Raw genomic sequence first — 13,775 nt, 5'->3', positions numbered from 1 at the left:
GAGGCGAGCGGTTCTCGTCCCCGTGGTCCGGACGGCCCGCCCGGACGTCGAAGACACGGAAATTCCGATCGTCCGGCCGGGTGCCCGCCCCGCCCCCGCCGACCAGTCCGCTTCAATCACCTTGCGAGACGCTCCGCGATCCAGGGCCCCACCCGCCCCTCGAAAACACCGATTGCACAATTGCTTGAAAAATGCTCCGCTTCCGGGTAGCTTGTTAAACAATTGCCGTAAGGATCGCGCCGAAACGGCGTGGGTCCAGGCCGGCGCCGGGTGGGGAGTTCCCCGGCCGGACGCCGAAGTGACCGGGCATGGCCCCGTTTTCCCGCTCCGATCCCAAGGAACGCCGCCATGATTGGAAACCGAGGCCGAACCTCCCGCCGGACGTGGACCTTACTGACCGGAATTCTGATCGCGTCGGCGATCTCGACCGCACACGCCGACGAGGCGGCCGACGCCCTGATCGGCTCCCCGGCGTCGCTCGAGATCGGCCCGGCGGACACGGTCCTGACGGGCCGACGCGCCACGGCGCGGCTGATCGCGACGGGCACCTACGCGGACGGCAACGTCCGCGATCTGACCCGGGCGCTCGAGTGGTCGAGCGGGAACGAAGACGTGGCGATCGTCTCGAAGACCGGCCTGGTCACGCCCAAGGCCGACGGCGAGGCCGTGATCACGGCCCGGAAGGGGAGCGTCGAGGTCTCGACGAAGGTGCGGGTCGAAGGGATGACCAAGCCCGCCCCGGTCAGCTTCCGTCGGGACGTGATGCCCGTCCTCAGCCAGGCAGGCTGCAACATGGGCGCCTGCCACGGCACGCCGACCGGCAAGGGAGGGCTCAAGCTCAGCCTTCGCGGCTACCTGCCGGATGAGGATTTCGTCACCCTCAGCCGCGAGTCGGGCGGCCGTCGCGTCAACACCTTCGACGCCGACGCCAGCGTGATCCTCCGCAAGCCCCTGGGCGAAGCCCCTCACGAGGGAGGCATCCGGCTCAAGCGCGATTCCAAGAGCTTCGAGTATCTGCACGACTGGATCGCCGAGGGCGCCCACGACGACCCCGCCGCCGTCGAGCCCGTGAAGCTCGAGATCGTCCCCGGGTCCCGCGTCCTCAACGCCCCCGCCAAGACTCAGCAGGTCGCCGTCCTCCTCACCATGGCCGACGGCTCCCGACGAGACGTCACCTCCATCTGCTATTACGACTCGTCGAGCCCGGACGTGGCCGAGGTCGACGCCGACGGCTACGTCACCTTCAAGAACCGGGGCGAGGCGGCGATCATCGCCCACTACCTCAGCCTGGTCGCCATCGTCCGGCTGACCCACCTGGTCGAGGTCCCCGACTTCCAGGTCGCCGAGGTCCCGCAGGACAACGTGGTCGACCGCGCGGTGGTCGCCAAGCTCAACCGCATGAGGATCGCCCCGTCCGAGTCCTGCACCGACGCCGAGTTCATCCGCCGCGCCTATCTCGACGTGATCGGCGTCCTGCCCCGACCGGAAGAGGTCGACGCCTTCCTCAAGGACAGCCCGGCCGACCGCCGCGCCCACCTCATCGACGCCCTGCTTGAGCGTCCCGAATTCTACGACTTCTGGGCGCTCAAGTTCGCGGACGTCCTCCGCTCGAACGGTCGTCTGATCGAGCCCAAGGGGGCCTACGTCTTCCATCGCTGGATCCGCTCGGCGCTCGAATCGGGCATGCCGATGGACCGATTCGTCCACGCCCTGCTCTCCTCCGACGGCTCCACCTACGCCAACCCGGCGACCAACTACTACCGGATCAGCCGCGACCCCGAGACCTCGGTCGAGACCACGGCCCAGCTCTTCCTGGGGGTGCGGATCCAGTGCGCCAAGTGTCACAACCATCCGTTCGAGAAGTGGACGCAGGACGACTACTACGGCTTCGCCGCGTTCTTCTCGCAGGTCGGCCGCAAGCCGGGCGCCCTGCCCGGCGAGGAGGTCGTCTATCCGACCGGCTCGGGCGACGTGAAGCAGCCCCGGACCGGCCAGGTGATGCCCCCCAAGGCCCTCGGCGGACCCGTCCTCGACGACGCCGCCGTGGATCGCCGCGAACGACTCGCCGACTGGCTGACCTCCAAGGACAACCCATTCTTCGGCAAGAGCCTCGTGAACCGGATCTGGTATCACCTGATGGGCCGCGGGATCGTCGAGCCGGTGGATGACTTCCGCGACTCGAACCCCGCGTCGAACGACGAGCTGATCGACGGCCTGACGCAGGAGTTCGCCGCGAGCGGCTACAACCTCAAGTCGTTGATCCGGACGATCCTCCAGAGCCGGACGTATCAGCTCTCGGCGGCGACGACCCCGCTGAACGTCGACGACTCGATCTACTTCTCGCACGCGGCGACCAAGCTCCTCCCCGCCGAGGTCCTCCTCGACGCCATCGCCGACGTCACCGGGACGCCCAACGCCTTCCCCGGCCTCCCCGCGGCGGCCCGGGCCACCCAGATCCCGGACGGCAAGATGGACGATCCGTTCCTCAAGACGTTCGGCCGACCGGCGCGCGAGCTGGCCTGCGAATGCGAACGCGAGAGCGACTCCAACCTCTCGCAGGCCTTGCAGCTCATCGGCGGGGCCACCGTCAACAACAAGCTCCGCAACGACGCCGGCCGCATCGCCGTCCTGGCCAAGAGCGGCAAAACCCCCGAGGCGATCACCGACGAGCTATACCTGGTCGCCTTCAGCCGCGCCCCCAACCCGTCCGAGATGGACGCGGCGGTCAAGCACCTGAAGGACGCCAAGGACCAGCGCGCGGCGATCGAAGACCTGGCCTGGGTGCTGATCAACTCCAAGGAGTTCCTGTTCCGCCATTGACGCCGGGCGGCCCGCCTCGGTCGCCGGGCCTCGGAAAATGCTAGAGTAGCCTCGGTTTTGGTCCGCACCGACGTCCCGATCACGAGGCTTCCGAGAGTGACTGCGAAATCCAGCGAGCGCGTCCTGGTCGTCCCCGCCGCCGAGTTCGACCGGCTGGGGCGGTTCCAGGGCTTCGAGGCCGACGCCCAGCGTTATCTCGACGCCCTGCTCCGCCCCGAGTCGACGTCGTTCCGGCCTCGAGCCGACGTCGAGGACGACCCCAGTCTGAAGCAGATCATCCCCTACGTCGTCCTCCGCTCCCAGGGGAAGGTCTTCTGCTACACGCGGGGGAACTCGCAGGGCGAGGCCAGGCTCCACAGCCTCCGCTCGCTGGGTGTCGGCGGACACGTCGACGAGGCCGACGCCGAAGGTTGCTGCGGCTTCGAAGCCTACGACACGGCCATGAGGCGCGAGCTGGACGAGGAGGTCGACATCCGTAGTCGGGGCGTCCTCAAGCTCGCCGGCCTCATCAACGACGACTCCACCCCGGTCGGCTCGGTCCACCTCGGCGTGGTCCACATCTACGAGCTGGAGAACCCCTTCGTCGCTCCTCGCGAGCGCGGTCTGGTCGACTCCCGCTTCATCCCGATCGCCGAGCTGGCGCCGTCGCGAGAAAGCTTCGAGACCTGGTCCCGGTTCTGCATCGACGAACTCCTGAGCGGACGCTGATCGCGCTCAGCCGGCCGCCACGGCCTGCGGGCTCGCGTGGGATTGCGAGCTCGGTCGCGGGACCGGCTGTCGCTCGTCGAGCCAGCGGATGACCTCTGGGAAAATCTCGCGGGGCGCGTACTTGCTCCAGACGAGGTCGCAATGCCCATAGCGGCCGAGGCTCCCCTCGGATTCGCCGAAGATCAAGAGGGTCTTGTCCGGGCTCCCGAGTCGGTCGAACGTCATCCGGGTGGAGGGGACGTCCGAGATCAGGTCGGTCTCGCCGGCCACCATGAGGGTCGGCACGACCACCTCCGGCAGGTGATCGACGTAATCGATCCGCTGGTCCGCCGACAGCAGATGGCCGAACCGCAGATAGGGAGCGAACTGGCGAAGCGCGCCCGACCCGGGATCTTCCAGGGTGTAGCCGTAGAACCGTGAAACCGTCCGTGAGTCGACGTTCTCGGCCGTATAGTAGAAGCGGTCGATCTTGTCCATCCCCGGCATGCGGAAGTAGGTCAACGGCCGCCCCAGCCGCCCCGCGCTCGCGACGTTCAGCAGGAGTCGGATTCCGGCGTTGGCCTGGATCATCGGCTTCTGAGGCGTCGTGGCCTGGATGATTGTGCTCCCCATCCCCACGAAATTGGCGATCCGATAGGGCTCCGGGCTGAGCTGCTGGAAGGGGAACATGACCATCCCCCCCAGGCTGTGGCCGATCCAGTTGACCTGCCGTCGCCCGGTCGCGCGTTCGACGTGGGCGAGGATCGCGGGCATGTCGTGACGGACCACGTCGTCCACCGTCCAGTTCGACTCGCCGCGCTCGCGCAAGGGCGTCTCGCGAAGGAAGCGATTGAATCGCTCGCAAGAGCCGAGGCGCGAATTCTCCCCCGACCCCCGGAGATCGAACAGGAACACCTCGTACCCGTGGGCCGCGAGCTGCGAGGGGAGATGGTCGTCGGTGATCGTCCAGAACGTCGCGTTGAGGCCCAACCCATGGCAAAGGATCACAGGGAGCTTGCCCGGGTCCGGGTGCTCGGGACGGTAGCGACGCACCCCCAGCCGCCAGCCGTCCGCCGTCTCCACGAACTCGTCGGTGCAGGGACGAAGGTCGGGAGAGGGGGCGTTGCGTCGCATCGCCGCGCAGCCGGACAGACCCGACAGGCCGAGACCCAAGACGGCGGCCGCCCACTCCCTGCGGGACAGTCGATTCATACGGTTCGGAGTCCTTCCACCAACGACGAGCCCCGGTCCTCCTGACCACGAGCGGGGCGATTCTAATCGAGTCGCCCACGCATGGGAACGCGACCCTGACCGGGACCCGTCGTCCCTGAATAACCCCAGCGCGATTCGCGCACGTCGGAGGGGTTCCGACTTGAACGGAGCCCCCCTGCACCGCAAGATCAGTAACGACTCGAGACATCCGAATCGTCCATCGCCACCCTCTCCGCTCAAGCCGGGAATGAACAAGGGAACGCAGCCATGTTTTCAGGGATCTCGGGCGTCCTCGTGGTGGTGGGGATCGTCGTTTTGGCCGTGATGGGCTGGATCGCCATGGCCTACAACGGCCTGGTGGCGCTCCGCAATCGCTTCAAAACGGCGTTCAGCCAGATCGACGTGCAGCTCAAGCGGCGGTACGACCTGATCCCCAACCTGATCGAAACGGCCAAGGGCTACCTGAACCACGAACGGCAGACGCTCGAAGCCGTCGTCCAGGCTCGCAACACCGCACTCTCGGCCAGCCGGACGGCCTCGGCCAACCCCGGCGATCCCTCGTCGATGGCCGGACTGGCCGCCGCCGAGACCCAGCTCAACGGCGTACTCGGCCGCCTCTTCGCGGTCGCCGAGGCCTATCCCGACCTGAAGGCCAACCAGAACATGATGGCGCTTCAGCAAGAGTTGAGCACGACCGAGGGCCTGATCGCCTCCGCGCGTCAGGTCTTCAACAACAGCGTCCAGCAATACAACACCGCCCGGGAGAGCTTTCCGACCAACCTCGTGGCCAATGCGATGGGATTCGCCCCCGCACAGCTCTTCGAACTCGGCTCAGAAAAGGAACGTGAGACCCCCGGCGTCTCCTTCTAACCCAGCGGCCGGCGCCCCGTCTTCAATTCCTTGGCCAAGCCGGTCTTGCAAGTTCGGCTCCGGGTCTTTATCATGCCTCCAGACGCGTCGAGACCAACCCGACGCCCGAGTAAATGGGGATTGGTGTAACGGTAGCACGGCTGACTCTGGATCAGTTAGTCTAGGTTCGAATCCTAGATCCCCAGCTTGCAGGAAACCCGGCCCAAGGCCGGGTTTTTTGTTGCGCCGAACTCCCCTGCGAGGCTGAGCCGGATCGGCTCGCTCCGGATGGCTGACGTGCTCGTCGGTCAGGCCGGGCGGGGTGCGAGCGCTGACTTTCGGGCGGAGTGGGCGTCGGCGCCCAGGTTGCGACGGGCGATCAACTCGGCGACGATGCTCACCGCGATCTCGTCGACGCTCTCGGAGCCGATGTCCAGCCCCACCGGGGCCGCGACGCGGGCCAGGGCTTCCTCGGAGATCCCTTCGTCGAGCAGCGTATCGAAGATCAGTCGAATCTTCCGCTTGCTGCCGATCAGGCCCACGTAGGGGGCGACCGTGGGCGCCATGTGCTGGAGCGCTTCCTGGTCGTGCCCGTGGCCCCGCGTGACGATCACGACGTAGGTGTGCGGCGTGACGTCAAGGTCGCGAAGGACGATCCCCATCGGGCCGACGATCAGCCGCCGAGCGTTCGGGAGGCGTTCGCGGTTGGCGTACTGGGGGCGGTCGTCGACGACCCAGACGTCGAAATCGACCCGGGCCGCCAGCTCGGCCACCGCCTGCCCGACGTGCCCCGCTCCGATGACGATCAAGCGGATACGCGGCATCGTCGGGAGATAGGCCACGCCGCCGGACTCCGAGGGCCGTGGCCGTTGATCAAGCGGCGCCACTCTGCCGGCGATCTCGGCGGCAGGCTCCCGGCCGTCGAGTGAGGCGACGAAGGCCCCCTCGTGGTCGAAAAGGAACCGAGCGCCGAGCGTCGAAGCCCCCGACTTCTCCGGGTCGAGCGCCACGGCCTCGGTGAAGCCGAGCCCGGCCTCGAGCAATCCAAGATGGGCCTGATGGTAGGCGAGCTGGCCCGGACCTCGCGGGCACTCGGCCAGGATGACCATTTTGCCGCCGCAGATCAGGCCGTCGGCCCAGGCGTAGTCATGGTTGAGGACGTAGCTGTAGAGCTCGGCGCCGTCTCGACCGATGCGGCCGGCCGCCTTGCGTCGGACCTCGTCCTCGACGCACCCCCCGCCGAGCGTGCCGATCTGGCCGCCGTCGGGGGTCAGGAGCATTGCGGCCCCGGCCTTCTGAGGGGTCGAGCCTCGGGTCGCCACGACCCGGCAGAGCAGGACCTCGCGGCCCGACGTCAGGGAATCGGTCAGGTGCCGCATCAGGTTCCGCATGGACCGGGAGCCTCTCGAAATTCGACTTCGGCCTCGTCGCGAATCGACGAGCCTCCGGGTTCAATCGGTCTTCGCCCCGACGACGGTGAGCTGCAAGGGCAAGGGCGCGGGTTCCGATCGCCCCTCGACCTGGAGCGGGAGCGTCAGGATCGCCCCCCAGGTGTTGAGCGTCTGGTCGTTGATCATGGTCGGGGCGTCGGGAAGCTTCTCCGGGGCCGCCAGCAGCAGGAGCACGCCGGGATGGGTGGTCCCGACCGACGCGGGGCTTTCCTTCTCCAGCGTCTTGCGCGGCAGATCGGCTACATCGACGTCCTTGGCCGCGGGGACCAGCAGGGCGTAGTCGCGGTTGACGCTCACGCCCAGGTGATCGCCGTCGACCGGCTGGAGGCCGTAGCGCAGGGTGAAGACGCCCGGCTCGATGGTCTGATCGCGGTAGTCATATCCCTCGGCGACGTACTTGACCGCGCCGATCAACTCGCCCTCCGTGAGGACAGGGTAGAGGATCGCGCCCTTGGGGCCGGAGGGCGCGGCCGTCGCCGGGGTCGCCTTGCGCAACCAGATGTCGACCAGCGGCGAGCCCTGCGCGTCGAGGACGCGATGGCCGGTGGTTTCGAGCGTCTCCTTGACGGCGGCGGCCAGTTCCGACGGCGGTGCTTCGTCGAGCTTCTCGAGCTTATACGAATCTTGCGCGGCTGCCGTCGAGGCCGCCCCCAGGAGGAGGACGGCCAGGAATTTCAGGGACATTCACGACCCCCATCGAAAAAGGACGAGCGATAGGCGACGACGGCCCTTCGGCGCGGGCGGTCGTCGCCGCGGATAGACGGCGGGACCGGGCCCGCTCAGTACGAGAAGCGGCCGACGAAGCTGCTGCGGCAGTTCGGGTCGTTCCACAGGGTGTCGAGCTCATCCCCCGAGTATCGGTGGCGGAGCGTGTAGGCCGGCAGGGCCTGGACCCCACTCGAGAGCGGCTCATAGGCGACGGCCTCGTTGCCGCAGACATGGTCGTCGGCCCCCAGCGGGCGGGTCAGGATCTCGGCCAATCCGGCCGCCGAGAACAGGGCCTGGGGCGCGCGGGGCATGCCGTGGGCCTTGTGGGAGTCGGCTTCCTCCGATTCCGAAGAGCCCTTGTGGTCCTCGACGGTGACGATGAGGCTGGCGGTCCGCACGGCGACGACGTGCTTGAGCCGATCGCCGCCGAGGGCCTTGGCCATCTCGATCAAGGCGTCGTGCTGGGCGGGGGTGGCCTTCTGGTCGACCACGAGGACCGCCTTGGCCGCGCTCATGTCGTCCTGCGAGAACGTCGTCGTGCCGACGACGGCGGCGGCGACCGAAAGGCCGTTCAGCTCCACGCCCTTCCACGATCCCTCGGTCACCTTCCAGGCGAGGACCGCCTGGTGGCCGGTGATGAAGATCTCGGCGTTGGAGAAGCAGGGGCCGGTATAGACGTCGGCGGTGCGGGCCTCGATGTAATCCCCCGCGACTCGCGTCGCGGCGGACGAAACGGGCGAGGCCGCGGGGAGCAAAGATGCGAGGACGGCCAGGGCGCTAGCGAGCATGGGTGAACCTCTCCAGTTCTCCGGCGGAACCGCCGGGCGGCGCCGGGCGACCCGGCGGGGCGTCATCCCGACACGTGAAGGCGTGATTCGACTTCGTCTGATTATACCGGGATGGGAAACCCGGCGTCGACGCCGGTCGCCGCGAGGCTGTGACGGCCGGTGGCGCGGCGATCACGGAGTCGAGCAGGCGAGCCCCTCGGGGTTCCTCGGCGTGAGGGGCTCGCTCGTTTCCCGGAGAGATCGCCGGTCAGTCCGTTTCGTAGCAGCTTCGCCAGGTCTCCCGACAGTCTTCCCGGCCGACGAACCCCTGGTCCGGGCCGACATCTTTGAGCGTCTTCTGGCACCAGAAGATGGTGTTGTCGTGGTCGCCCGGCTCGGTCGAGGCGGAGACGTCCGTGTAGACGTACATCCCCTTGAACCGCAGGTGCCGGCACGGGGGGCCGACGGGCGGCGGGGCGGCTTCGGGCGTCGCGTCCGGTCGGACTTCCATGATCAGCCCTCCTCCCAGTAGCGGTCGCCGATCGCGGCGAGCAGCGCCCGCTTGACGGTCGTTCGGACCAGAGCCACCTTGTAACCGTTCATCGAGAGAGGTTTGGCCCCCTCGGCGGCGGCGGCGGCGACGGTCTCGGCAGTCTGCCGGGTGACGGCCTGGCCTCGGATCGCGCGTTCGGCCGCCTCACTCCGCCAGGGGATCGGCGCGACCCCGTACAGGACGACCCGGCAGTCGCCGACCGAGCCGCCGTCCATCTTCAGGTTGACGGCCGTCGCGACCAGCGGCCAGTCGTGGGCCTGCTTCTGGCGGACCTCGTAGAACCCGTTCTTGCCCGCCCCGGCCGGGATCGTGATCCTGGTCAGCAACTCCCCGGGGGCGAGGGTCAGCTCCCGCTCGTCGTTCGATTTGGGCGCCCGGTAGAGCTTCTCGACCGGGATCGTCCGGGCGCCGTCGGCCCCGAGGATCGTCGCCTGGGCGCCCAGGGCGATCAGGGGGACCGCCAGGCTCGACGGGTTGACGAAGAGGGCGTCGCCCTCGGTCATGAAGATCGCGGAATAGCGGTTTTCGCCGTCGCGGACCAGACTCTTGCCGTCCTTCACGCCCAGCAGGCCGAAGCCGTTGCGGAAATACCAGCAGCGGGGACGCTGGAGGAGGTTGCCGCCGACGGTCGCCATGTTGCGGATCTGGAGCGTGCCGACTTCGAGCGTCGCCTGCCGAAGCGCCGGATAGCGCTCCTGGACGATCGGGTTCGAAGCCAGGTCGACCAGCCGGGCGCCGGCGCCGATCTCCAGGCCGCCGGACTTCTCGGCGATCCCGCCGAGTGCGCCGACGCCCTTGAGATAGACGACCCGGTCGGGGCTGCTGACGTAGTCCTTCATCCGGCCGATCAGGTCGGTGCCGCCGGAGAGCGCCTCCACGGTCCCGGGGCCGGCGAGATCCTCGACGGCGGCCTCGGGGGTCGCCGGGCTGGAGTAGTCGAAAGCCTTCATCGGATCACGCCTTCCCTTCTTTGGAGGCCAGGGCGTCGAGGACGTTCATGGGAGACATGGGCCACTTCGGAACCCGGACCCCGATCGCGTTGGCCACGGCGTTGCCGATCGCGGCGGCCGTGCTGATCGTCGGCGGCTCGCCGACGCCGATGACGCCGCGCTCGCGCATCTCCGGAGTGTCGTACGCCTCGATGACGATCTCGGGGATGTCGGTCGCCCCGGCGAGCTTGTACATCTCCATGTCGGGGTTGAGCATCACCCCGGTAGCCTCGTCCATGATCCGCTCCTCGAACAGCCCGTAGTTCAGGCCGCCGATGACGCCGCCGTAGATCTGGCTGCGCCAGGTGAGCATGTCGAGGATGAGCCCGGAATCCTGGACGGCCACGATCTTCTTGAGGCGCACCACCCCGGTCTCGACGTCGACGACGGCCTCGACGAACTGGCAGCCGCCGACTCCCGTCGAGGCGAGCCCCGGGGCGAACTGGCCGATCACGTTGATGGGCATCATGCCCAGCTTGCGGCAGGCCTGCTCCCAGGTCAGCTTCTCCTCCCCCTTGACCAGGACCTTGCCCCCCTTGAGGCTCAGGTCCTCGACGGCGGCCTCCAGGCCCGGGGCGATCCTCCGGAACAGCTCGTCGCGGGCCTTGGTCGCCGCGTCCAGGCAGGGCGGGGCCATCGAGGGCGTGGTGGTCGAGCCGCCCGAACTCTGCCCGGGGGGGAAGGTCGAGTTGCCGATGTTCGACTTGATCCGGCCGACTTCCAGGCCGAGGACCTCGGCGGCGATGATCGCCAGGATGGTCCGGGCGCCGGTGCCGATGTCCTGCGTGGCGCTCCGAAGTTCGACGGAGCCGTCGGGGTTGACGATGCAGGCGACCTGCTTGTCCTGGGCCCCGCCGCCGCCCCACTGGTGCAGGGCCAGGCCCATACCGCGCTTGATCGGGCCGTCGCCCCCCTGGCCGCGCGGCTTCCAACGGTCCCAGCCGATCAGCCTGGCGCCCCGTTCGAGCTGCTCCTTGTAGATGTCCGTCCGGTTGATCCCGCCGGCGACCATGTCGGCCTCGGCCAGGTTCTTGAGGCGGAACTCCAGGGGGTTCATGCCGAGCTTGTCGGCCAGGTCGTCCATCGCCGCTTCCATGACGGCGCAGCCCTGGGGATGCCCCGGCGCGCGCATGGCCCGGGCGCTCCCGCAGTTGACGAAGACCTCGGTGTGCGTCCGGGATCGGTTGTCGACCCGGTAGACGTACGGGAGCGGGAAGTTCGACCCGCCCCGGCCGCCGGTCCCGGAGGTCTCGGCGACCATCGCGACGAGCTGGCCGTCCTTCGTCGCCCCGAGCTTGACGTCGGCCCTGGCGCTGGGGCGGTTGCCGCCGATCAGGTGCTCCTGGGCGCGGTCGAGGAACATCCGAACCGGGAGGCCCGCCTCCTTGGCGAGCTTGGCCGCGGCGATCCCCCAGACGTCGGCGTTGAACTTGGAGCCGAAGCCCCCCCCCATCACCTCGGTCAGGACGGTGACGTTGGAGGCGTCCAGGCCCAGGTTCTCCACCATGTCGTTGGCGACGCCGGAGACCGACTGGGTGCTGGAGTAGACGGTGATCGCGTCCGTCCCCTTCCATTCGGCGGTCAGGCCGTGGGTCTCCAGGCAGAGGTGGGTGATGACGGGCAGCTCATAGGTCGCCTCGATGGTCACCTCGGCCTGCTGCATCGCCTCGTCGGGCTTGCCGGTGGTCTGGGCGCGGGCGGCCCGGGTGTTGCCGGCCGGGAAGACCTTCGGGGCGTCGGCGGACGCCGATCGGCCTTCGGTGACGACGTGCGGCAGGACCTCGTATTCCACACGGATCGCCCGAGCGGCGTCGCGGGCCTTCTCCTCGGTCTCGGCGGCGACCGCGGCGATCTCCTGCCCCTGATAGAAGACGGTCGACTCGCCGGCGGTCGCCAGGGCGAGCACGGCCTTGACCCCGGGCATCTTCCGCGCCGGCTCGACGTCGATCGCCTTGACCTTGGCGTGGGCGTGGGGGCTGGACAGGAGCACCCCGAAGAGCAAGCCCTTGGGATGGACGTCGGAGGGGTATTTCGCCCGGCCGGTGGCCTTGGCCAGGCCGTCGACCCGGGTGATGCTGGAGCCGATCAGTCGGGGGGATTCGGGCCAAGAGGGCATGGGTCAGGCTCCCTTCATCGTCTTGGCCGCGGCCAGGGCCGCTTCGAACACGCCGATGTAAGTCCCGCAGCGGCAGATGTTGCCGTCCAGGCCGCTCTTGATCTCCTCGAGGGTCGGCGTCCGGCCCGGGTTCTTGTCGAGGTAGGCCTTGCAGGCGGTGACGAAGCCGGGCGTGCAGTAGCCGCACATCAGGCCGTCGTGCTGATGGAAGGCGTGGGGGACGCCCCCCACGCCGTCGTCGAAGCCCTCGACGGTCTCGATGGCCTTGCCCTTGCAGGAGACGGCCAGGGTGGTGCAGGAGTAGACCGGGTCGCCGTCGAGGATGACCGTGCAGGCGCCGCAGCTGGCGCGGTCGCAGACGCGTTTCGGGCCGGTCACGTCGAGGCGGTCCCGCAGCGTGTCGAGCAGCGTGCTCCTCGGCTCGACGGTGCAAGCCATCTCCTTGCCGTTGACCTTCAGCGTCAGGGGGACGTCGCCGGAGAGGACCCGCGGCTCGGTCGCCGCGGCCTCGGCCTGCGCCTCCTCGATCGCGGCGGCGGCCTGGCTGGTCAGGACGGCGGAGGCGGCGGCGAGGCCCGACCCGCGCAGGAACTTGCGCCGGCTCTGCCCCCCCGGCCCCATCGGCGACCTGGAGTCGTGTTCTGCCATGGAGGCTCCTCCCTCTGGGAATGCGGCCCGGGACGTGATCGGTCGGCCAGGACGAGTGCGACGCCCTCGGCTCCGTGGCGGCCGTCGGACCGGCAGCCCCGTATTGTGCGGCCCGGTTTGATCGGAAGCAAGGATCGCGGTCCCAATTTCGTCCGATCTCGGACGCCCGCCCGACCGGTACGAAACCTGCAACGGCACGAACTCGTCGCATGAAGACATGGCGACGGCTCCCGAAGCCCGGGGCCTCGTTCGACCGGGCGACTTCCGACGAAAGGGACGATCCAGATGAGACACGCATGCGTCGCGCGGCTCAAATCGGCGGCGGCCGTCGGCTCGACGCTGTTCCTGCTCGGCCCGGACCTCGGTCCGGCGCAGGAGAGTAAGCCGGCCCCGGCGGACAAGCGCCCGGCCGGCAAGGAGATCGCCTCGGGGGTGATCCTGAAGGTCGAGAAGCTCGCGAAAGCAGACGCCAAGGACCAGGAAAAGTCGGCGGCCCCCCGGATGCGCCTGTCGATCAACTCCAACGCCGTCTGGCGCGACTGGGCCCGAGACCAGGCCCGGCTTCGCGACGAGAAATCGCCCAGGCGGGATGCCGCCGAGGGGGCGAAGTCCGTCGCCGCAACCGGCCAACCCGCCGACGAGAACAGCGTCGTCGTGGTCGAGATCACCGACGACACCCGAATCGAGACGCGGTTCCGCTCCCCGACCGACGAGACGAGCACGGGAGAGAGCAGTCCCGAGAAGGTCAAGACCGACGAGGGGACGGCTTCGAAAACGCCGACCAGGGGGAAACCCGTCAAGTTCCGCGCCGAGGATCTGCTCCCCGGCCTGTTCGTCGAGGCCCAGTTCGGGCCTTCCGGGGCGCGGAAAGGCGACGCGGCCTCGGTCGTCACCGTCATCCGGCCGATCGAGGTCCCCCAGACGCCCCCGGCGGACGCCCCCTCGCCGAAGTGAACGGGACGACGCCGACGAGCC

12 protein-coding genes and 1 tRNA gene are annotated in these 13,775 nt (G+C 68.6%); 5 read left to right on the top strand and 8 right to left on the bottom strand.

Annotation, left to right across the window (positions count from 1 at the left end):
• The first annotated feature begins 348 nt into the window (after nucleotides 1–348).
• Both VT85_RS15135 and VT85_RS15130 read left to right on the top strand, forming a co-directional pair.
• Entirely contained in the window at nucleotides 349–2,820 is a 2,472-nt protein-coding gene (locus VT85_RS15135; RefSeq protein WP_068416826.1) for a DUF1549 domain-containing protein, read from the top strand.
• Nucleotides 2,821–2,916: 96 nt separating this feature from the next.
• On the top strand, nucleotides 2,917–3,528 hold the full coding sequence (locus tag VT85_RS15130; protein ID WP_068416823.1) for an NUDIX domain-containing protein: 612 nt from the start codon (nucleotides 2,917–2,919) through the stop codon (nucleotides 3,526–3,528).
• Between the two features lie 6 nt (nucleotides 3,529–3,534).
• Here the strand turns inward: VT85_RS15130 and VT85_RS15125 are convergent, their stop codons facing one another.
• Nucleotides 3,535–4,719: an alpha/beta fold hydrolase gene (locus tag VT85_RS15125; RefSeq protein WP_068416821.1), complete on the bottom strand. Its 1,185-nt coding sequence runs from the start codon at nucleotides 4,717–4,719 to the stop codon at nucleotides 3,535–3,537.
• Nucleotides 4,720–4,986: 267 nt separating this feature from the next.
• Here VT85_RS15125 and VT85_RS15120 point away from each other — a divergent pair, with 267 nt between their 5' ends.
• On the top strand, nucleotides 4,987–5,589 hold the full coding sequence (locus VT85_RS15120; protein WP_068416818.1) for a LemA family protein: 603 nt from the start codon (nucleotides 4,987–4,989) through the stop codon (nucleotides 5,587–5,589).
• 114 nt (nucleotides 5,590–5,703) lie between these two features.
• Nucleotides 5,704–5,774: transfer RNA gene (locus VT85_RS15115), tRNA-Gln, on the top strand.
• Between the two features lie 102 nt (nucleotides 5,775–5,876).
• On the opposite strand, the gene VT85_RS15110 is transcribed toward VT85_RS15115, so the two are convergent.
• The 7 genes from VT85_RS15110 to VT85_RS15080 all read right to left on the bottom strand — a co-directional run bounded on the left by VT85_RS15110 (nucleotide 5,877) and on the right by VT85_RS15080 (nucleotide 12,800).
• Nucleotides 5,877–6,959, bottom strand: a complete 1,083-nt coding sequence (locus VT85_RS15110) for an XdhC family protein (protein WP_068416815.1) — start codon at nucleotides 6,957–6,959, stop codon at nucleotides 5,877–5,879.
• Nucleotides 6,960–7,019: 60 nt separating this feature from the next.
• The gene (locus VT85_RS15105; RefSeq protein ID WP_068416813.1) at nucleotides 7,020–7,703 is read right to left on the bottom strand and encodes a hypothetical protein; all 684 of its coding nucleotides are present in this window, start codon (nucleotides 7,701–7,703) and stop codon (nucleotides 7,020–7,022) included.
• Between the two features lie 95 nt (nucleotides 7,704–7,798).
• On the bottom strand, nucleotides 7,799–8,515 hold the full coding sequence (locus VT85_RS15100; RefSeq protein ID WP_068416808.1) for a DUF1326 domain-containing protein: 717 nt from the start codon (nucleotides 8,513–8,515) through the stop codon (nucleotides 7,799–7,801).
• Between the two features lie 247 nt (nucleotides 8,516–8,762).
• Nucleotides 8,763–9,005 carry a hypothetical protein gene (locus VT85_RS15095; RefSeq protein WP_068416805.1) on the bottom strand — a complete coding sequence of 81 codons (243 nt, stop codon included), beginning with the start codon at nucleotides 9,003–9,005 and terminating at the stop codon, nucleotides 8,763–8,765.
• A 2-nt stretch (nucleotides 9,006–9,007) separates the two neighbouring features.
• Entirely contained in the window at nucleotides 9,008–9,997 is a 990-nt protein-coding gene (locus VT85_RS15090) for an FAD binding domain-containing protein (RefSeq protein ID WP_068416801.1), read from the bottom strand.
• 4 nt (nucleotides 9,998–10,001) lie between these two features.
• Entirely contained in the window at nucleotides 10,002–12,152 is a 2,151-nt protein-coding gene (locus tag VT85_RS15085) for a xanthine dehydrogenase family protein molybdopterin-binding subunit (protein WP_068416798.1), read from the bottom strand.
• Nucleotides 12,153–12,155: 3 nt separating this feature from the next.
• Nucleotides 12,156–12,800 (bottom strand): (2Fe-2S)-binding protein, encoded by a 645-nt coding sequence (locus VT85_RS15080; protein ID WP_068416795.1) that lies wholly within the window; start codon nucleotides 12,798–12,800, stop codon nucleotides 12,156–12,158.
• A gap of 285 nt (nucleotides 12,801–13,085) precedes the next feature.
• Here VT85_RS15080 and VT85_RS15075 point away from each other — a divergent pair, with 285 nt between their 5' ends.
• Complete coding sequence (locus VT85_RS15075) at nucleotides 13,086–13,754, top strand: hypothetical protein (RefSeq protein WP_068416790.1); 669 nt, start codon at nucleotides 13,086–13,088, stop codon at nucleotides 13,752–13,754.
• Nucleotides 13,755–13,775: the final 21 nt, after the last annotated feature.

The organism is Planctomyces sp. SH-PL62 (assembly GCF_001610895.1).
Lineage (GTDB): Bacteria > Planctomycetota > Planctomycetia > Isosphaerales > Isosphaeraceae > Paludisphaera.
This window is presented reverse-complemented; position numbering and strand designations above follow the sequence as displayed.

Excerpts from the sequence above, each read along its gene's own strand:
- VT85_RS15135 (WP_068416826.1), top strand. The coding sequence starts at position 349 with ATGATTGGAAACCGAGGCCGAACCTCCCGCCGGACGTGGACCTTACTG.
- VT85_RS15125 (WP_068416821.1), bottom strand. The coding sequence starts at position 4,719 with ATGAATCGACTGTCCCGCAGGGAGTGGGCGGCCGCCGTCTTGGGTCTC.
- VT85_RS15120 (WP_068416818.1), top strand. The coding sequence starts at position 4,987 with ATGTTTTCAGGGATCTCGGGCGTCCTCGTGGTGGTGGGGATCGTCGTT.
- VT85_RS15110 (WP_068416815.1), bottom strand. The coding sequence starts at position 6,959 with ATGCGGAACCTGATGCGGCACCTGACCGATTCCCTGACGTCGGGCCGC.
- VT85_RS15105 (WP_068416813.1), bottom strand. The coding sequence starts at position 7,703 with ATGTCCCTGAAATTCCTGGCCGTCCTCCTCCTGGGGGCGGCCTCGACG.
- VT85_RS15100 (WP_068416808.1), bottom strand. The coding sequence starts at position 8,515 with ATGCTCGCTAGCGCCCTGGCCGTCCTCGCATCTTTGCTCCCCGCGGCC.
- VT85_RS15095 (WP_068416805.1), bottom strand. The coding sequence starts at position 9,005 with ATGGAAGTCCGACCGGACGCGACGCCCGAAGCCGCCCCGCCGCCCGTC.
- VT85_RS15090 (WP_068416801.1), bottom strand. The coding sequence starts at position 9,997 with ATGAAGGCTTTCGACTACTCCAGCCCGGCGACCCCCGAGGCCGCCGTC.
- VT85_RS15085 (WP_068416798.1), bottom strand. The coding sequence starts at position 12,152 with ATGCCCTCTTGGCCCGAATCCCCCCGACTGATCGGCTCCAGCATCACC.
- VT85_RS15080 (WP_068416795.1), bottom strand. The coding sequence starts at position 12,800 with ATGGCAGAACACGACTCCAGGTCGCCGATGGGGCCGGGGGGGCAGAGC.
- VT85_RS15075 (WP_068416790.1), top strand. The coding sequence starts at position 13,086 with ATGAGACACGCATGCGTCGCGCGGCTCAAATCGGCGGCGGCCGTCGGC.